Annotated in this window: 20 protein-coding genes; 3 read left to right on the forward strand and 17 right to left on the reverse strand. The window is 67.7% G+C overall.

Features of this window, described 5'->3' with window-relative positions:
- Positions 1–3 precede the first annotated feature (3 nt).
- Positions 4–1404, reverse strand: coding sequence for a cytochrome b (locus OOT46_RS04905; RefSeq protein WP_265402468.1), 1401 nt, complete (start codon positions 1402–1404; stop codon positions 4–6).
- A gap of 30 nt (positions 1405–1434) precedes the next feature.
- Complete coding sequence (gene petA, locus OOT46_RS04910) at positions 1435–2031, reverse strand: ubiquinol-cytochrome c reductase iron-sulfur subunit (RefSeq protein WP_265402469.1); 597 nt, start codon at positions 2029–2031, stop codon at positions 1435–1437.
- Positions 2032–2249: 218 nt separating this feature from the next.
- On the opposite strand from petA, the gene mscL reads away from it, so the two are divergent.
- Complete coding sequence (gene mscL / locus OOT46_RS04915; RefSeq protein WP_265402470.1) at positions 2250–2672, forward strand: large conductance mechanosensitive channel protein MscL; 423 nt, start codon at positions 2250–2252, stop codon at positions 2670–2672.
- 145 nt (positions 2673–2817) lie between these two features.
- The gene (locus OOT46_RS04920; protein WP_265402471.1) at positions 2818–5331 is read left to right on the forward strand and encodes a DUF1631 family protein; all 2514 of its coding nucleotides are present in this window, start codon (positions 2818–2820) and stop codon (positions 5329–5331) included.
- A gap of 12 nt (positions 5332–5343) precedes the next feature.
- On the opposite strand, the gene pdxA is transcribed toward OOT46_RS04920, so the two are convergent.
- Both pdxA and OOT46_RS04930 read right to left on the reverse strand, forming a co-directional pair.
- Positions 5344–6375: a 4-hydroxythreonine-4-phosphate dehydrogenase PdxA gene (gene pdxA, locus OOT46_RS04925; protein WP_265402472.1), complete on the reverse strand. Its 1032-nt coding sequence runs from the start codon at positions 6373–6375 to the stop codon at positions 5344–5346.
- A 46-nt stretch (positions 6376–6421) separates the two neighbouring features.
- Positions 6422–7174, reverse strand: a complete 753-nt coding sequence (locus tag OOT46_RS04930) for a Nif3-like dinuclear metal center hexameric protein (protein ID WP_322114231.1) — start codon at positions 7172–7174, stop codon at positions 6422–6424.
- A 12-nt stretch (positions 7175–7186) separates the two neighbouring features.
- Here OOT46_RS04930 and OOT46_RS04935 point away from each other — a divergent pair, with 12 nt between their 5' ends.
- Positions 7187–8344, forward strand: a complete 1158-nt coding sequence (locus OOT46_RS04935) for a Do family serine endopeptidase (RefSeq protein ID WP_265402473.1) — start codon at positions 7187–7189, stop codon at positions 8342–8344.
- 48 nt (positions 8345–8392) lie between these two features.
- Here OOT46_RS04935 and tatC read toward each other — a convergent pair whose 3' ends face one another.
- From tatC to hisD, 13 genes are all read right to left on the reverse strand, one after another.
- Positions 8393–9187: a twin-arginine translocase subunit TatC gene (tatC, locus tag OOT46_RS04940; protein WP_265402474.1), complete on the reverse strand. Its 795-nt coding sequence runs from the start codon at positions 9185–9187 to the stop codon at positions 8393–8395.
- Complete coding sequence (gene tatB / locus OOT46_RS04945) at positions 9184–9663, reverse strand: Sec-independent protein translocase protein TatB (protein ID WP_265402475.1); 480 nt, start codon at positions 9661–9663, stop codon at positions 9184–9186. Before tatB ends, tatC begins: the two co-directional genes overlap by 4 nt.
- Before the next feature lie 66 nt (positions 9664–9729).
- Complete coding sequence (tatA, locus tag OOT46_RS04950) at positions 9730–9963, reverse strand: Sec-independent protein translocase subunit TatA (protein WP_265402476.1); 234 nt, start codon at positions 9961–9963, stop codon at positions 9730–9732.
- Between the two features lie 43 nt (positions 9964–10006).
- A complete protein-coding gene (locus tag OOT46_RS04955) occupies positions 10007–10354 on the reverse strand; it encodes a histidine triad nucleotide-binding protein (protein ID WP_265402477.1) in 348 nt (115 codons plus the stop codon).
- Positions 10355–10408: 54 nt separating this feature from the next.
- Positions 10409–10786 carry a DUF4870 family protein gene (locus OOT46_RS04960; RefSeq protein ID WP_265402559.1) on the reverse strand — a complete coding sequence of 126 codons (378 nt, stop codon included), beginning with the start codon at positions 10784–10786 and terminating at the stop codon, positions 10409–10411.
- A 54-nt stretch (positions 10787–10840) separates the two neighbouring features.
- Positions 10841–11164, reverse strand: coding sequence for a phosphoribosyl-ATP diphosphatase (locus tag OOT46_RS04965; RefSeq protein ID WP_265402478.1), 324 nt, complete (start codon positions 11162–11164; stop codon positions 10841–10843).
- 5 nt (positions 11165–11169) lie between these two features.
- Positions 11170–11559, reverse strand: coding sequence for a phosphoribosyl-AMP cyclohydrolase (gene hisI, locus OOT46_RS04970; RefSeq protein WP_265402479.1), 390 nt, complete (start codon positions 11557–11559; stop codon positions 11170–11172).
- 68 nt (positions 11560–11627) lie between these two features.
- Positions 11628–12386 carry an imidazole glycerol phosphate synthase subunit HisF gene (gene hisF / locus OOT46_RS04975; protein WP_265402480.1) on the reverse strand — a complete coding sequence of 253 codons (759 nt, stop codon included), beginning with the start codon at positions 12384–12386 and terminating at the stop codon, positions 11628–11630.
- Between the two features lie 79 nt (positions 12387–12465).
- A complete protein-coding gene (gene hisA / locus OOT46_RS04980) occupies positions 12466–13212 on the reverse strand; it encodes a 1-(5-phosphoribosyl)-5-[(5-phosphoribosylamino)methylideneamino]imidazole-4-carboxamide isomerase (RefSeq protein WP_265402481.1) in 747 nt (248 codons plus the stop codon).
- A 61-nt stretch (positions 13213–13273) separates the two neighbouring features.
- Entirely contained in the window at positions 13274–13918 is a 645-nt protein-coding gene (hisH, locus tag OOT46_RS04985; RefSeq protein ID WP_265402482.1) for an imidazole glycerol phosphate synthase subunit HisH, read from the reverse strand.
- Positions 13919–13921: 3 nt separating this feature from the next.
- Positions 13922–14530, reverse strand: a complete 609-nt coding sequence (gene hisB / locus OOT46_RS04990; RefSeq protein WP_265402483.1) for an imidazoleglycerol-phosphate dehydratase HisB — start codon at positions 14528–14530, stop codon at positions 13922–13924.
- Positions 14527–15612, reverse strand: coding sequence for a histidinol-phosphate transaminase (gene hisC / locus OOT46_RS04995; protein WP_265402484.1), 1086 nt, complete (start codon positions 15610–15612; stop codon positions 14527–14529). Before hisC ends, hisB begins: the two co-directional genes overlap by 4 nt.
- A gap of 1 nt (position 15613) precedes the next feature.
- Positions 15614–16945, reverse strand: a complete 1332-nt coding sequence (gene hisD, locus OOT46_RS05000; protein WP_265402485.1) for a histidinol dehydrogenase — start codon at positions 16943–16945, stop codon at positions 15614–15616.
- Positions 16946–16948: the final 3 nt, after the last annotated feature.

Consider the following 16948-nt stretch of genomic DNA (forward strand, 5'->3'; position numbering starts at 1 on the left):
GGCTCAGTGGGCGACGTAGACGACGCGGTCGGGCACCGGCCTGAAGGTCCCGAGGCGGCTCCACCACGGCATCAGCAGGAAAAAGCCGAAGTAGAACAGCGTGCCGGCCTGCGCGATCAGCGTGCCGATCTCGGACGGCGGCTTGATGCCCAGGTAGCCCAGCACCAGGAAGTAGACGACAAAAACGCCGTACAGGTAGGTGTGCCACTGCGGGCGATAGCGGATCGACTTCACCGGGCTGCGGTCGAGCCAGGGCAGGAAAAACAGGATCACGACGGCGCCGCCCATCACCACGACACCCCAGAACTTGGCGTCGAAGACCTTGAGCAGGAACACCGCCGCCGCCGCCGCGACCAGGATCACCAGCTTGGCGGCGGGGCGGAAGCCGCCCTTGAGCACGCCCAGGATGGCGCCGATCGCGATCACGCCGCACAGCACGTTGACCATCGGGTCGGTGGTGGCACGCAGCATCGAGTAGAAGGGCGTGAAGTACCACACCGGGGCGATGTGCGACGGCGTCTTCAACGGATCGGCCGGGATGAAGTTGTTGTACTCCAGGAAGTAGCCGCCGGCCTCGGGAGCAAAGAAGATGATCCCGGTGAAGACGATCAGGAAGATCGACAGGCCGAAGATGTCGTGCACCGTGTAGTACGGGTGGAAGGGGATGCCGTCGAGCGGGCGGCCCTTGGCGTCCAGCTTGTCCTTGATCTCCACGCCGTCCGGATTGTTGGAGCCGACTTCGTGCAGCGCGATGATGTGAGCCACCACGAGGCCGATCAGCACCAGCGGGATCGCGATCACGTGGAAGCTGAAGAAGCGGTTCAGGGTCGCGTCCGACACGACATAGTCGCCGCGAATCAGCAGCGCCAGGTCCGGGCCGATGAAGGGCACGGCGGCGAACAGGTTCACGATCACCTGGGCGCCCCAGTAGGACATCTGACCCCAGGGCAGCAGGTAGCCGAAAAAGGCCTCCGCCATCAGACACAGGAAGATGCCGCAGCCGAAGATCCAGACCAGCTCACGCGGCTTGCGGTAGGACCCGTAGAGCAGTCCGCGGAACATGTGCAGGTAGACGACGACGAAAAAGGCCGAGGCCCCCGTCGAGTGCATGTAGCGGATCAGCCAGCCCCAGGGCACGTCGCGCATGATGTACTCGACCGAGGCGAACGCCAGGTTGGCGTCCGGCTTGTAGTGCATCACGAGGAAGATGCCGGTGACGATCTGGATGACCAGCACCACCAGCGCCAGCGAGCCGAAGATGTACCAGAAGTTGAAATTCTTGGGCGCGTAGTACTCGCCCACGTGCTCGTTGTAGAGCTTGCTCAGCGGGAATCGGTTGTCGATCCAGTTGAGCAGCTGTTGCGCGCCTGTGGCGCCTGCCGGAGCTTCTTTGAATTTAGCCATGGGGTGTCACCTCAAAGTACTGCGTGGGCTTCAGGCCTTCTTGTCCTCGCCGATCAACAGCTTGGTGTCGGAGAGGTACATGTGCGGCGGCACTTCGAGGTTGTCCGGCGCCGGCTTGTTCTTGAACACGCGGCCCGCCATGTCGAAGGTGGAGCCGTGGCAGGGGCACAGGAAGCCCCCCTGCCAGTCGTCCGGCAGCGAGGGTTGTGCGCCGGGGGCGAACTTGGCGCTCGGCGAGCAGCCGAGGTGCGAGCAGATGCCGACGCCGACGAAAATCTCGGGCTTGATCGAGCGGTGCTGGTTTTTCGCGTACTCGGGCGTCGGGTACTGGGTGCGGGCCGAAACCGGATCCGCAACCTGCGCCTCGGTCTGCTTGAGCGATTCCAACTGCTGAGGTGTGCGTTTGATGATCCAGACCGGTTTGCCGCGCCACTCGACGGTGGTCATCTCGCCCGGTTGGAGCGCGCTGATGTCGACCTCGACGGCGGCACCAGCGGCGCGTGCTTTCTCGGACGGCTGGAAGGTGCTGACGAAGGGAACGGCAGTGGCCACGCCACCGACGGCGCCCGCGCCACAGGCAATGGCCACCCAGGTCCGGCGGCCTTTGTCCACTTGCTGGTCACTCATGGGGATCCTCAGAAGCACTTCTACTGTTAGGGGCAACCCGTGATTGTAGCCGACTGCCTCCAGAGGAAACCAGCCCGAAACCGCCGCGCCTCCTGGGCCGGGACATCCTCGCCGTGGCCGAGCCAGACGGCCGGCCTCGGACATACTTCGGGTCCCCCTCGCCCGGCACGGGGGCACCCGCGCCGTTCGTTCCCCACTTGAGCACAGGAGTGCGCTACATGGCGTTCTTGAAAGAGTTCCGGGAGTTCGCCGTCAAGGGCAACGTGATTGACCTCGCGGTCGGCGTCATCATCGGCGGCGCCTTCAGCAAGATCGTCGATTCGCTGGTCAAGGACATCATCATGCCGGTGATCAGCCGACTCTTCGGCGGGCTTGACTTCTCCAACTACTTCATCCCGCTGGCGGGCCAGAGCGCGCCCACGCTGGCCGAGGCCCAGAAGGCCGGCGCCGTGTTCGCCTACGGCAACTTCATCACCGTGGCACTGAATTTCCTGATCCTCGCCTTCGTGATCTTCCTGATGGTCCAGCAGATCAACCGCCTCAAGCGCCGCCAGGAAGCCGCGCCACCGCCGGCCGCGCCGGCGCCGCCGCCCGAGGACGTCCTACTGCTGCGCGAGATTCGCGACGCGTTGAAAAAGTAATCAAACGTAAAAACTGGCCCGCAAGGACCGGTCGGGGCCGCCTGGCTGCCGATCTGTTCACACTCAGGCCCGGTCCGCCGTTTTGCCCGCCCTTCCGAGCGGGTTTTTCACGCGATACTTGTTACCTCTTGCGAACGCAGGTGTGATGAGCCCCCAAGACCCGCGCCTCCACACCGCCATGCAATCGGCGGTGCAGAAGATCCTGTCCACGGTTTCCGCCACCTCGGCCCGGGTGGTGGACGCCATGGGCATGCTGGCGCTCGCGGCCAAGAGCAATTCTGAACGCCAGGGCTACATGACGGCCCAGTTCGACCTGCAGCGCTCGCTGCCCGTCTTCAACATGACCTTCTCGACGGTTCTCAACGAGAAGGTGGCGCAGGAACTCAACCCACGGCTGACGGCTCGCCTGTCGGGCCAAGCGACCAACTGGGCGGCGCTCAGCCTGGTCGGCGACAGCGAGGTCGAGGAGCAGGTCACGGCGCACCGGCTGGCGCTCGCCATTGCGCACGCTTGCGAGTGGGAACTGCGCGAGCTGGACGCCTACATGGGCTCGCTGCTGGGACTCGAACGCGCCGATCCGGAGCGCAACCCGGTGCGGCCGGAGGTGCTCGGCAAGGCACTGTTCCGCGCCATCGAGACCGCCTCGCCCGACGCGGCGGTGCGCAAGACGCTCGCCGGGGAACTGGGCCACGGCCTGGCCAAGGCCATGCGCAGCTGCTATGGCGAGATCGTCAGCGACTTCAGCGCCCGCGGCATCCAGCCGGCAGGGCTGACGGTGCGCGGCCGCTTCGGCATGGCCCCCCACCTGCCTGCCGGGGCACCCCACCCCACGCCGCCGACGGCGCCGGGCGCAGCGACGGCAGACGCCGTGCGGGCGCTCAGCGCGATGTTCGGCATGGCCCCGCCGGTCGAGCCGGCTCCGACCATGCCGGCCGGTTTCCGAGCGAGCAGCGGCAACAGCCGCGGCAGCGTCATGGGCGACGGCGGCTCGGCCTTCGGCAGCGGTTTCGGCCCGTCCACGCGCAGCAGCGCAACGGCTTTCGGCGCCCCCCGGTCGACCGCCACGCAGGCGGTGAGTGACGCCCAGATGGTGGAGCTGATCCGCCGGCTCGCCTTCCTCGCCAGCGCACCCAGCGAGCTCGACCCGCGCACCCACTGGGCCGGCACCGGCTCGACCCCTTTGACGACGGGCTCGGGAGCCGGCCTGGGCTCGAGCGCGAGCGCCGGCGGCACCGGCCTGAATGGCCTGATGGCGGTCAACCTGATCCGCACGCACCGCGAAGAGCTGATGAAAGCCTCCGGCGGGGCGCTGGATCACATGGTGATCGACATCGTCGCCTCGCTGTTCGACCAGATCCTGTCGGACAACAAGGTGCCGCCCCAGATGGCGCGCCAGATCGCCCGGCTGCAGCTGCCGGTGCTGCGCGTCGCGCTGAAGGACGTGCAGTTCTTCTCCTCGCGCAGCCACCCGGTACGCCGTTTCGTCAACCGCATGGCCTCGATCGCCTGCGCCTTCGAGGACTTCTCGGAAGGGCCCGGCCGGCGTTTCCTGGACCTGGTGCGCGAGCTGGTGCAGCAAGTGGTCGAGGGCGACTTCGACCAGATGGAGCTCTACGAGGCACAGCTGCGCGTGCTGGAGAGTTTCGTCCAGGAACAGACGCGCACCGAGGTCGAGGCACATGCCGAGGCGGTGCAACTGCTGGTCCACAAGGAAACCCAGCTGCGCATCCATGCGCGCTACCAGCAGCAGGTGCAGGCCCTGCTGCTGCCGCTGGCGCTGCCCGAGTTCCTGCGCGACTTCCTGCACCGCGTCTGGAGCCAGGTGCAGGTCGAGGCGGCGTTGCGGCACGGGCCCGAGGCCGAGGCCACCGAGCGGCTGCGCCACGCCACGCGAGAACTGATCCTCAGTGTGCAGCCCAAGAGCACCCCGGCCGACCGCAAGCAGTTCATCCTGGCCCTGCCCCAGCTGATGAAAACCCTCAATGAGGGGCTGGCACTGATCCAGTGGCCCGAGGCCAGCAAGAAGGCGTTTTTCGGCGAGCTGCTGCCCTGCCATGCGCAGTCGCTCAAGGGCCAGGCGCCGACCGACTTCCAGCTGCGTCAGCTGGAGGTGCACCTGCAGGCGCTGGAGCGCCAGCCGCTGCCGACGCCCGAGCAACTCGACCAGCTCTCGGCGCCAACCGCGCTGCCGGAGACCGACACCACCTTTTCGCACGACGAGGCGCGCCAGCTGGGTTTCGTCGAGGAAACCTCGATCGACTGGAATGGTGCGGTCGACATCGACCTGGGCAGCCTGGACGGCGGGCCGAGCAGCGACCTCGACATCAACCTCGACGGCCTGGGCCCCGAGCTGGCGCCGGAAACGCCGACGCGTGGCGCCCCGCTGGCGCAGTGCGTGCAGGCCGGCATCGCCTACCAGATGCACACCGAGGAGGGCTGGACCAAGGTGCGCCTCAACTGGGTCAGCCCAGGCCGCAGCTTCTTCATCTTCAGCCAGGGCAAGAAGCACCAGAAGATCATCTCGATGACGGGCCGCATGCTGGCCCGGCTGTGCGAGACCGGGCGCTTCAAGGCCTTCGAGCAGGCCTACCTGATCGAGCGCGCCGTCGCGCGCGCCCGCAAACAGCTGGCCGAGCTGTCGGTCAACAGCCGCAGCTGAGCGGCACCGAGCTCAGGCGGCGGCTGCCAGGCGGCGCGCCATCTCGATCGCGGACACCAGGCTGGACGGGTCGGCGCGGCCGCTGCCGGCCAGGTCGAAGGCGGTGCCGTGGTCGGGGCTGGTGCGGATGAAAGGCAGCCCGAGGGTGACGTTGACGCCGCGCTCCACGCCGAGGTACTTGACCGGAATCAGGCCCTGGTCGTGGTACATCGCGACCACCACGTCGAACTCGCCGGGATGGTCCAGGGTGTTGCGCGCGCGCATGAACACGGTGTCGGGCGCATAGGGGCCGCTGGCCGCGATGCCTTCGGCGCACGCCGCCTCGATGGCCGGCCCGATCACACGCAGCTCCTCGTCGCCGAACAGCCCGCCCTCGCCTGCGTGCGGGTTGAGGCCGGCAACCGCGATACGCGGCGCCGGCTGGCCCCACAGGCGGGCGCTGCGATGCACGATGCGCAAGGTCTGGAGCACGTTGTCGAAATCGACGCGCTCGATTGCCTGGCGCAGCGACATGTGGATGGTCACCAGCACGGTCTTCAGCTCGTCGTTGGCCAGCATCATGCGCACCGGCGGCCCCTCGGGGCCGTTGGCGTAGGCCTGCAGCATCTCGGTGTGGCCGGGAAAGGCGATGCCTGCAGCCGAGAGCGCTTCCTTGTGGATCGGTGCCGTGACCAGCGCCGCCACCTGCCCCGCCAGCGCCAGCTCGCAGGCGCGCCGGATGCAGTCGTGCGCGGCGGCGCCGGCGCGCGCGTCGATCTGTCCCTGCGGCAGAGAATCCGGCAATTGCACCACCGGCAGCACGCCAATGCAGCCGGGCGGCAGGGCGAGGGCATCGGCGGGGCGCTCGATCACCGCCACAGCCTGCAGCCCGCCGGTCTGGCGCACCGCGCGGCGCATCACGTCGACGTCGCCCAGCACGAAGGCACCGGCCGCGGCCTCGCCCCGGAAGGCCATCGCGATGATCTCGGGGCCGATGCCGCACGCATCACCCATCGTGATCGCCAGCGGGGCCTTGCCGGATGGCGCTTCTCGGTGGGGGGTCATTGGCTAAGCTCCGCGCTTCGCAAGCAGGAGGTCGACACTGGAGGTCTCATGCCGGGTTCTCCACCTCGATGTAGCGGTGCACCAGGCCGAAGCGTTCGGCCACGTGCGCCGCCAGTGCGGGCGCGCCATAACGCTCGGTCGCGTGGTGGCCGCAGGCCAGGAAGGCAACGCCGGTCTCCCGCGCGTAGTGGGCCTGGGGCTCGGAGATCTCGCCGGTGAGGAAGGCATCGGCCCCGGCGGCAATGGCGGCTTCGAAATAGCCCTGAGCACCGCCGGTGCACCAGGCGACGGTGCGGATCGGCCGCCCGTCGCCCTCGACCACCACCGGCGCGCGACCCAGCCGGCCCTGCACCAGAACAGCCAGCTGCGCCAGGGTCAGCGGCTGCGCCGGGCTGCCCAGCCAGCCCAGGTCCTGCTCGCCGAAGCGCGGCGCCAGCGGCGCGAAACCGAGCTCGCGGGCCAGCCGGGCGTTGTTGCCGAACTCGGGGTGGGCGTCCAGCGGCAGGTGGTAGGCGAACAGGTTGATGTCGTGCGCCAGCAGGCGTTGCAGGCGCTGTTTCATCCAGCCGACCACGCGGCCGTCCTGCCCGCGCCAGAACAGGCCATGGTGCACCAGCACCGCGTCGGCCTTGGCCTCGACGGCCGCCTCGATCAGCGCAAGGCTGGCGGTGACGCCGCTGACCAGGGTGCGGATCTGCGCCCGGCCCTCGACTTGCAGGCCGTTCGGCCCATAATCCCGAAAACGATCCACCTCCAGCAGACCTTTCAGGTACGAGTTCATTTCATCGCGGTGGGTCATCAAGAACGTCCTATGCGCAATACCTGGCTGATTTTCTCGCAAGCGGTCACCGTCGCCGTGGCCGCGCTGTTCGTGGTCGCAACACTCAAGCCCGAGTGGCTGCAGCGCAGCCCGACCGGCGTGGTGCCCACGATCTCGGTGACCGAGGCCCCGCCGGCCATGGGCCCCAAGGCGCCCGGCAGCTACTCCGGCGCGGCCAAGCGGGCGGCGCCGGCGGTGGTGAACATCGCCACCAGCAAGGCCCCTGCCCGCAACCCTCAGGCCGAGGATCCGTGGTTCCGCTTTTTCTTCGGGGACCAGGGCGGCAACCCCCAGCCGCAGGTGGGCCTGGGCTCGGGCGTGATCGTCTCGCCCCAGGGTTATGTGCTGACCAACAACCACGTGATCGAAGGCGCCGACGACATCGAGGTCATGCTCAGCGACGGGCGCAAGGCCCACGCCAAGGTGGTGGGCACCGACCCCGAAACCGACCTCGCGGTGCTCAGGCTCACGCTCGACAAGCTGCCGGCCATCACCTTCGGAGACTCCGATTCGCTCGAGGTCGGCGACGTGGTGCTGGCCATTGGCAATCCCTTCGGTGTCGGCCAGACGGTCACGGCCGGTATCGTCAGCGCGCTGGGCCGCAACCAGCTCGGCATCAACACCTTCGAGAACTTCATCCAGACCGACGCGGCCATCAACCCGGGCAACTCCGGCGGCGCGCTGGTCGACGCGGGCGGCAGCCTGATGGGCATCAACACCGCGATCTATTCGCGCTCGGGCGGCAACATGGGCATCGGTTTCGCCATCCCCGCCTCCACCGCGCGCCAGGTGATGGAAAGCCTGATCAAGGACGGCCAGGTCACGCGCGGCTGGATCGGCGTCGAGCCGCAGGACCTGACGCCCGAGATGGCCGAGACCTTCAACCTGCCGGTCAAGGAAGGCGTGCTGATCACCGGCGTGCTGCAAGGCGGGCCGGCCCAGCAGGCCGGCGTGCGGCCGGGCGACGTGGTCATCTCGGTGGCCGGCAAGGAGGTCACCAGCACCGTGCAACTGCTCAACGCGGTGGCCGACCTCAAGCCCGAGACCGATGCCCCCATCGAACTGCACCGCGGCGACCACAAGCTGGAGGTGAAGGTCAAGGTGGCCCAGCGGCCGCGTGTCTCGCGGCGCGCACCGGACCAGCGCTGATCGGGCCGCCCCCGCGTTGGCCGCGGCCGGCGTGACGCCGGCGCCGCCTCAGTGCGCCGTATCGTTCTCGGCGTCGGGCGCCTGGGTGTGCTTGATGAACACCTGCGCCGCCCAGATGCCCAACTCGTAGAGCAGGCACATCGGCACCGCCAGCGCCAGCTGCGAAATCACGTCCGGTGGCGTGACCACCGCGGCGATCACGAAAGCCAGCACGATGAAGTAGCTGCGGAAGGCCTTCAGCTTCTCGACGCTCACCATGCCGAGGCGCGCCAGCACCACCACCACGATGGGCACCTCGAAGGCCAGGCCGAAGGCGATGAACATGGTCAGCACGAAACTGAGGTAGGCCTCGATGTCGGGCGCGGCCGTGATGCTCTTGGGCGCAAAGCTCTGGATGAACTTGAAGACCTGCCCGAAGACGAAAAAGTAGCAGAAGCCGACGCCGACGAGGAACAGCAGCGTGCTGGAGATCACCAGCGGCAGCACCAGCTTCTTCTCGTGGGTGTAGAGGCCGGGCGCGACGAAGGCCCAGACTTGGTAGAGCACCACGGGCAGCGCGATCAGGAAGGCCGCCATCAAGGTGATCTTGAGCGGCACGATAAAGGGCGAGATGACATTGGTCGCGATCAGGGTCGCGCCCTCCGGCAGGTTCGCCACCAGTGGTGCGGCCAGCAGGTCGTAGAGCTGGCCGGGGCCGGGCCAGATCGCCAGCACACCGAAAACCACCGCGATGGCGAGGACCGCCCGGATCAGGCGGTCGCGCAACTCCACCAGGTGGGAGACGAACGGCTGCTCGGTACCGTCCAGTTCATCGGGACGGTCATTGTTGGAATTGGGGCTCACGAACGGGCTTTCGGCGGGCGGAAGCGCGCGACACGCGCGGCGCCGGATTGGGCGCGGGTGCGCACGCCGTGGCGCTGCTTGTACCACTGCGGCACCGCGCCGCGCTTGAGGCGCCAGTTTTTCTTCGGATGCTGGTATTGAGGCGGCGGCGGCTCCCAGCCGCCGTGCGCAGGCGTTGCGTCGGCAGCCGGGGTGTCGCCCCAGGCCTGTTCGAGGTCGCTGCGGGCCTGGCCCATCTCCTGCGACACCGTCTGTTCGACGTTGCGCGCGGCATCCTCGAACTCGGTTTTCATCTTCTTGAGCTCCTCGAGTTCGATGGAGCGGTTGACCTCCGCCTTCACGTCGGCCACATAACGCTGCGCCTTGCCCAGCAGGTGGCCAACCGTGCGCGCGACGCGCGGCAGGCGCTCGGGCCCGATCACGATCAGCGCGACCGCGCCGATCAGGGCCAACTTGTCGAAACCGAGGTCAATCATGAGGGGGACGGCGGGGCGGCAGGGTCAGCGCGACGGCACAGGCGTCCGCCCGCGGGTCTGGAGGTGTCAGGACTTGGTCTTGGCTTCAACGTCGATGGTCGGCTTCTCGGCCGACTTGTCGGCGGTGACCTGCTGCGTCGGCGCGGCCGGGTCGGCGGCCGAGCCGTCGCGCATGCCTTCCTTGAAGCCCTTGACGGCGCCACCCAGGTCGGAGCCGATGTTCTTGAGCTTTTTGGTGCCGAACACCAGCACGATGATCAACAGCACAATCAACCAGTGCCAGATGCTGAAGGAACCCATGATGTTCTCCTAACGACAGAGTCGAATTTTACGTTGAGGCGATTCAGCCGATTCTCCAGGGCCGCGGACCGCCCATGACGTGGACGTGGAGGTGGAACACCTCCTGTCCGCCGTCGGCACCGGTGTTGACCACGGTGCGGAAACCGTTCGCGGCGCCCTGCTCGCGCGCCAGCCGGGGCGCGAGCCCCAGCATGCGGCCCAGCAGCGCCTCGTGTTCGCTGCGCACATCCTCCAAGGAGGCCAGGTGCAGCTTGGGAATGATGAGGAAATGCACCGGCGCATGCGGCCGGATGTCGTTGAAAGCCAGCAGCTCCTCGTCTTCGTAGACTTTCTGGGCCGGAATCTGGCCGGCGACGATCTTGCAGAAGATGCAGTTCGGGTCGTGCGTCATGACATCGGGGTGCGACAGGGTGGCTGCGAAGCGGCCGGGGCGGTGAGACCCCGGTCAGGACTGGATCGGGCGGTTGGCGTTGAGGTTGATCCAGCCGCGCACGATACGGTAGAGGAACCAGATGGAAATCAGCGCCCAGGCGACCATGCCGGGGAGGAAAAACAGGAACCACAGCGGAAACGTCACGCCGTAGAGCACCATGGCCCAGACGACCGAGCGGATGCGCCAGCGGAAGTGCGACTCCTGCCAGCTGCCGGCGGCGTCGTCCTTCTTGACCAGGTCGAGGACGAAGGCGATCAGCAGCAGGACCACGCTGGCCTGTACGCCGGGCACCACGGCGCCGACCGCGACGATGCTGTGCAGCAGGTAGCTGACGACACCGATACTCTTCAGCGATCGTTCACGTTCGACGGAATCAATGGGGTCGGTCATCATGATGCCACTCCTGACAATGCGGATGTGCGCGCTCGCCGCCCGGCGCCGGGCTCAGCCCTTGCGCGAGGCGAACTCCTGCAGTCCCGACAGGCCCTCGCGCCGCTCCAGCTCGGCCAGCACCTCGGCCGGGCCCAGCCCGAATTGCGCCAGCGCGACCAGCGAGTGGAACCACAGGTCGGCGACCTCGTAGACGATTTTCGCGCGGTCGCCGTCCTTGGCCGCGATCACCGTCTCGGTCGCCTCTTCGCCGACCTTCTTCAGGATGGTGTCGGTCCCCTTGTGGAACAGCCGCGCGACGTAGGAACTCTCCGGGTCGCCGCCCTTGCGCGACTCGATCACCGCGGCCAGGCGCTCCAAAGTCTGGTTGGACGTCATGCCGCTCATTTGTAGATGCGCTCCGGGTCTTTCAAGACAGGGTCGACCTCCTGCCACTGCCCGTCGCGCCAGACCCTGAAGAAGCAGGAATGGCGGCCGGTGTGGCAGGCGATGCCGGGATCGTGTCCCAACTGCTCGACCTTGAGCAGCACCACGTCGGCATCGCAGTCCAGGCGCATCTCGTGCACCTTCTGGATATGGCCCGACTCCTCGCCCTTGTGCCACAGGCGCTGGCGCGAGCGGCTCCAGTACACGGCCTGGCCCAGTTCGGCGGTGCGTGCCAGCGCTTCACGGTTCATGAAGGCGAACATCAGCACGTCCTGGCTGCCCACTTCCTGCGCAATCACGGGCACCAGACCCTGCTCGTCCCACTTCACTTGATCCAGCCAATTCATCCTGGCAGTGTAGCGCCGGCTTGTGACGAAACCGTCATGAGCCGGTGGCCGGGCCGCCGGACGGCGGCTCAGTGCCGCACCGGGATACCGCGCTCGGCCATCAGGGCCTTGGCCTGGCCCACCGTGTATTCGCCGTAGTGGAAGATGCTGGCAGCCAGCACGGCGTCGGCCCGGCCTTGCTGGATGCCCTGGGCAAGGTGGTCCAGGTTGCCGACGCCGCCCGAGGCGATCACCGGCACCGGCACTGCGTCGCTGACCGCGCGCGTGAGCGCCAGGTCGAAACCGCTCTTGGTGCCGTCGCGGTCCATGCTGGTCAGCAGGATCTCGCCGGCGCCGTGCTCGGCCATGCGGCGAGCCCATTCGACCGCGTCCAGCCCGGTGTTCTTGCGCCCGCCGTGGGTGTAGACGTCCCAGCCGCCACCCGGGCGGGCCTTGGCGTCGATCGCCACCACGATGGCCTGGGCGCCGTACTTGCGCGAGGCCTCGCGGATCACCTCCGGGTTGGCGACCGCCGCCGAGTTGAAGCTCACCTTGTCGGCGCCGGCGTTGAGCAGGCGGCGCACGTCGTCCACGCTGCGGACCCCGCCGCCCACCGTCAGCGGGATGAACACCTGGCTGGCCACCGCCTCGATGATGGGCAGGATCAGATCGCGCCCGTCGCTGGTGGCGGTGATGTCGAGGAAGGTGAGTTCGTCGGCGCCCTGCTCGTTGTAGCGGGCCGCGATCTCGATCGGGTCGCCGGCGTCGCGCAGTTCGACGAAGTTGACGCCCTTGACGACACGGCCGCCGGTGACGTCGAGGCAGGGGATGATGCGTTTGGCAAGCATGGCTGAGTCCGGAAAGGAGAGCGCAAAGGCGGCGGCGCGAGCCCGGTTCCGGGCGCCGGGGCCACCCAGCCCCGGCGGCTCACACGCCGCCGTTGAGTTCGTCGGCGAGCTTCTGGGCCGCGGTGAAGTCGAGGTCGCCGGTGTAGATGGCGCGTCCACAGATCACCCCTTCCACCCCTTCGCTTTGGACGGCACACAGTTTCTCGATATCGGACAGGTTGCTGAGACCGCCCGACGCAATCACCGGGATGGTGAGCGCCTGGGCCAGCTTGACCGTGGCATCGATGTTGATGCCGGTCAGCATGCCGTCGCGACCGATGTCGGTGTAGATCACACCCTCGACCCCATAGTCCTCGAACTTGCGGGCCAGGTCGACCACCTCGTGCCCGGACAGCTTGGACCAGCCGTCGGTCGCCACCTTGCCGTCCTTGGCATCGAGGCCGACGATGATGTGGCCGCCGAAGGCGGTGCAGGCGTCCTGCAGGAAGCCGGGGTTCTTCACCGCCGCGGTGCCGATGATCACGTAGCTGAGGCCGTCGTCGAGGTAACGCTCGACGGTGTCGAGGTCCCGGATGCCGCCGCCCAGCTGTACCGGGATCTCGTCACCCACCTCGGCCAGGATGCTGCGGATCGCGGCCTCGTTGACGGGCTTGCCCGCGAAGGCGCCGTTGAGGTCCACGAGGTGCAGGCGGCGGGCCCCGGCCTCGACCCAGCGCCGGGCGATGGCGGCCGGGTCTTCACCGAAGGTGGTGGAGTCGTTCATGTCGCCTTGTTTGAGGCGCACGCACTTGCCGTCTTTCAGGTCGATGGCAGGGATCAGCAACATAGCCGAAGCTTGTGGAGTAGGGAGAAGAGGATAGGGACGGAGAAGAGAGGGGGTGCAGCCGTCAAGGCTTCCAGGTCAGGAAGTTGCGGTACAGGGCGAGGCCGTGGTCTGCGCTCTTCTCCGGGTGGAACTGCGTGGCGAAAATATTATCCCGTGCCACAGCACAGGTAAAGCGGGCGCCGTACTCGGTTTCCCCGGTGCTGTGGTGCGGATGCTGCGTGCGAACATAAAAGCTGTGCACGAAATAGAACCAGGCGCCGTCCGGCACGCCGTCCCACATCGCATGCGGGTGGGCCTGGAACACCCGGTTCCATCCCATTTGCGGGACTTTGTAGCGGCTGCCGTCGGGCTGGACCTGTCCGTCGAGCTGGAAGCGCAGCACCTCGCCCGGGATCAGACCCAGGCCTTCGGTGGGCCCCTCCTCGCTGCGGTCCAGCAGCATCTGCATGCCGACGCACACACCCATCAGCGGCTTGTTCGCGGCAGCGTGCAGCACGGCGTCCTGCAGGCCCGAGCGGCGCAGCTCGGCCATGCAGTCGGGCATCGCGCCCTGGCCCGGCAGCACCACCCGCTCGGCCGCATAGACGTCCTCGGGGGAGGAGGTGACGTGCACCTCCACGCCCGAGCCCCGGGCCACATGGAGCACGGCCTGCGACACCGAGCGCAGGTTGCCCATTCCATAGTCGACCACGGCAACTGTCGGCATGGCTTAGAGGGATCCTTTGGTGGAGGGGATGATGCCCGTCATGCGGGGGTCGAGTTCGAGGGCCATGCGCAGAGCGCGCGCAAACGCCTTGAACACCGTTTCGCACTGGTGATGGGCATTCTCGCCACGCAGGTTGTCGATGTGAAGCGTCACCAGCGCATGATTGGCGAAACCCTGGAAGAACTCATAGGCCAGCTGTGTGTCAAACGCACCAATCATGCCGGCCTTGAAGGGCACGTGCATGCTCAGCCCGGGGCGGCCGGAGAAGTCGATCACGACACGCGACAGCGCCTCGTCGAGCGGCACGTAGGCATGGCCATAGCGACGCAGGCCCTTCTTGTCGCCGACTGCCTTCGCGACCGCCTGGCCCAGCGTGATGCCGACGTCCTCGACGGTGTGGTGGCCGTCGATGTGCAGGTCGCCCTTGGCGGCTATCTCCAGATCGATCAGGCCGTGGCGGGCGATCTGGTCCAGCATGTGGTCGAAAAAGCCGATGCCGGTCGACAGGCTGGCCTTGCCGGTCCCGTCGAGATTGACGGCCACGCGGATCTGGGTCTCGGCGGTGTGGCGCGTGACCTCGGCCACGCGATCGGGTTGGGGTGTCGTGCTCATTGCAGGCTCTCGCGCAGGGCGGCGATCATCAAGTCGTTTTCTTCCGGGGTGCCCACGGTCAGGCGCATGCAGCCGGCCAGCACCGGGTTGCGATTGACCTTCTTCACAAGCACCTTGCGGGCCAGCAGGTGCTGGAAGCTGCGCTCCACGTCGGGCAGGCGCACCAGCACCATGTTGGCCTCGCTCGGGAACGGCTGCACGCCCGGCATCGCACGCAGCGCCGCGATCAGCCGCTCGCGCTCGGCGCGCAGCACCGCCGCCTGGCGGGCGAACTCCGGCTCGTGCTCAATCGCGAACAGCGCCGCCTCGCAATCCAGCACGCTGACGTTGTAGGGCGGGCGCACCTTGTCGATTTGCTCGATCAGCGCCTTGCGCCCCATCATGTAGCCGATGCGGGCGCCGGCCAGGCCGAACTTGCTCATCGTGCGCATCAGGATGACGTGCTGGTGGCGCGCCAGCCGGTCGATGTAGCTGCGGCTGGAAAAGGGCTGGTAGGCCTCGTCGATCACCACCAGGCCGGGCGCGGCCTCGACGATGCGCTCGATGGTGGCGTCGTCGAACAGGTTGCCGGTCGGGTTGTTCGGGTAGGCGATGTAAACCAGGGCCGGGCGGTGCTCGACCAGTGCGGCCAGCATGGCCGGCCCGTCGAGATCGAAGGTGTCGGGCCGCAGCGGTACGCCGACGTACTTCAGCCCGTGCAGCTGCGCCGAGACCGCGTACATCACGAAGCCGGGCTCCGGCGTGAGCAGCGTCGCGCCGGGCTTGGCGCAGGCGACCGCCAGCATCGAGATCAGCTCGTCCGAGCCGTTGCCCAGCATCAGCGAATAGCCCTCGGGCACCTGGGCGTGACGCGTCAGCGCCTCGCGCAATTCGGCGGCGCAGTCGTCGGGGTAGCGGTTCAAGGGCGCGCGCCCCAGCCGCTCGCCCAGCTTGCGCTGCAATTCCAGCGGCAGCGCGAAGGGGTTTTCCATCGCGTCGAGCTTGACCATGCCCGTGCTGGGCTGCACCACGTAGGTGTGCATCGCGCGCACGTCCTCGCGCAGGCAGGACTGCAGGCGTTGTTCCAGGCTGATGACGGCCATCTCAGGCTCCCTTCTTGTCGATGTCGGACAGGCGCAGCTCGGCAGCGCGCGCGTGCGCCTGCAGGCCTTCGCCGTAGGCCAGTTCGGCGGCGATGCCGCCCAGCGTGCGGGCCCCAGCCTCGCTCACCTCGATCAGGCTGGACCGTTTCTGGAAGTCGTAGACGCCCAGCGGGGACGAGAAGCGACACGTGCCGGAGGTCGGCAGCACATGGTTCGGACCGGCGCAGTAGTCGCCCAGCGACTCGCTGGTGTAGGCACCCAGGAAAATCGCGCCGGCATGCCGCAGCAGCGGCTCCCAGCGTTGCGGCTCGCGCGAAGACACCTCCAGGTGTTCGGGCGCGATGCGGTTGCTGATCTCGCAGGCCTCTTCCATGCTGCGGGTGTGGATCAGCGCGCCGCGGCCTTCCAGGGACGCACGGATCACCTCCCGCCTCGGCATCTCGGGCAGCAGGCGTTCGATCTCGAGGCGCACTTTTTCGATATACGCCGCATCCGGAGACAGCAGGATGCTCTGCGCCAGCTCGTCGTGCTCGGCCTGGCTGAAGAGGTCCATCGCGACCCAGTCCGGCGGCGTGCTGCCGTCGGCCAGCACCAGGATCTCGCTCGGCCCGGCAATCATGTCGATGCCCACGCTGCCGAAGACATGCTTCTTGGCACTCGCGACATAGGCATTGCCCGGGCCGGTGATCTTGTCGACCTTGGGCACGGTGGCGGTGCCGTAGGCCAACGCCGCCACCGCCTGCGCACCGCCGATCGTGAAGACACGGCTCACGCCGGCCACCGCAGCGGCCGCCAGCACCAAGGGGTTTTTCTCGCCGCGCGGGGTGGGCACCACCATGACAATCTCGCCGACACCCGCGACGCGGGCCGGGATCACGTTCATCAGCACGCTGGACGGGTAGGCGGCCTTGCCGCCCGGCACGTAGACGCCGACACGGTCCAGCGGCGTCACCTTCTGCCCCAGCAGGGTACCGTCCTCGTCACGGTAGCTCCAGGAACGGCCGCAGGCTTCCAGCTGGCGCTCGTGGTAGAGGCGCACGCGGCGCGCCGCCGCCTCCAGCGCCTGGCGCTGGGCCGGGGTGATCTTCTGCAGCGCGGCCTGCAGCTCGGCCTGACCCAGCTCCAGCGCGGCGACCGATGTCGCCCCGAGTGCATCGAAGCGGTTGGTGTACTCCAACACCGCCGCATCACCGCGCGAGCGCACGTCGGCCAGGATCTCGGCGACGCGCTGCTCGATCGCATGATCCGTCTCGGCCGCCCAATGCAGCGCGCGATGGAATTCGGCTTCGAAGTCCGGCGCGGTGGTGGCGAGTTGACGGATCTGCACCTTCATGGG

The organism is Aquabacterium sp. A7-Y (assembly GCF_026153205.1).
Lineage (GTDB): Bacteria > Pseudomonadota > Gammaproteobacteria > Burkholderiales > Burkholderiaceae_C > Caldimonas.

Coding starts and splice junctions, on each gene's coding strand:
- hisD (WP_265402485.1), bottom strand. CDS start 16,945: ATGAAGGTGCAGATCCGTCAACTCGCCACCACCGCGCCGGACTTCGAA.
- OOT46_RS04965 (WP_265402478.1), bottom strand. CDS start 11,164: ATGACGTCCAACCAGACTTTGGAGCGCCTGGCCGCGGTGATCGAGTCG.
- OOT46_RS04905 (WP_265402468.1), bottom strand. CDS start 1,404: ATGGCTAAATTCAAAGAAGCTCCGGCAGGCGCCACAGGCGCGCAACAG.
- hisI (WP_265402479.1), bottom strand. CDS start 11,559: ATGAATTGGCTGGATCAAGTGAAGTGGGACGAGCAGGGTCTGGTGCCC.
- OOT46_RS04960 (WP_265402559.1), bottom strand. CDS start 10,786: ATGACCGACCCCATTGATTCCGTCGAACGTGAACGATCGCTGAAGAGT.
- OOT46_RS04930 (WP_322114231.1), bottom strand. CDS start 7,174: ATGACCCACCGCGATGAAATGAACTCGTACCTGAAAGGTCTGCTGGAG.
- pdxA (WP_265402472.1), bottom strand. CDS start 6,375: ATGACCCCCCACCGAGAAGCGCCATCCGGCAAGGCCCCGCTGGCGATC.
- hisF (WP_265402480.1), bottom strand. CDS start 12,386: ATGCTTGCCAAACGCATCATCCCCTGCCTCGACGTCACCGGCGGCCGT.
- OOT46_RS04955 (WP_265402477.1), bottom strand. CDS start 10,354: ATGACGCACGACCCGAACTGCATCTTCTGCAAGATCGTCGCCGGCCAG.
- hisA (WP_265402481.1), bottom strand. CDS start 13,212: ATGTTGCTGATCCCTGCCATCGACCTGAAAGACGGCAAGTGCGTGCGC.
- mscL (WP_265402470.1), top strand. CDS start 2,250: ATGGCGTTCTTGAAAGAGTTCCGGGAGTTCGCCGTCAAGGGCAACGTG.
- OOT46_RS04935 (WP_265402473.1), top strand. CDS start 7,187: ATGCGCAATACCTGGCTGATTTTCTCGCAAGCGGTCACCGTCGCCGTG.
- hisB (WP_265402483.1), bottom strand. CDS start 14,530: ATGAGCACGACACCCCAACCCGATCGCGTGGCCGAGGTCACGCGCCAC.
- petA (WP_265402469.1), bottom strand. CDS start 2,031: ATGAGTGACCAGCAAGTGGACAAAGGCCGCCGGACCTGGGTGGCCATT.
- hisH (WP_265402482.1), bottom strand. CDS start 13,918: ATGCCGACAGTTGCCGTGGTCGACTATGGAATGGGCAACCTGCGCTCG.
- hisC (WP_265402484.1), bottom strand. CDS start 15,612: ATGGCCGTCATCAGCCTGGAACAACGCCTGCAGTCCTGCCTGCGCGAG.
- tatA (WP_265402476.1), bottom strand. CDS start 9,963: ATGGGTTCCTTCAGCATCTGGCACTGGTTGATTGTGCTGTTGATCATC.
- OOT46_RS04920 (WP_265402471.1), top strand. CDS start 2,818: ATGAGCCCCCAAGACCCGCGCCTCCACACCGCCATGCAATCGGCGGTG.
- tatB (WP_265402475.1), bottom strand. CDS start 9,663: ATGATTGACCTCGGTTTCGACAAGTTGGCCCTGATCGGCGCGGTCGCG.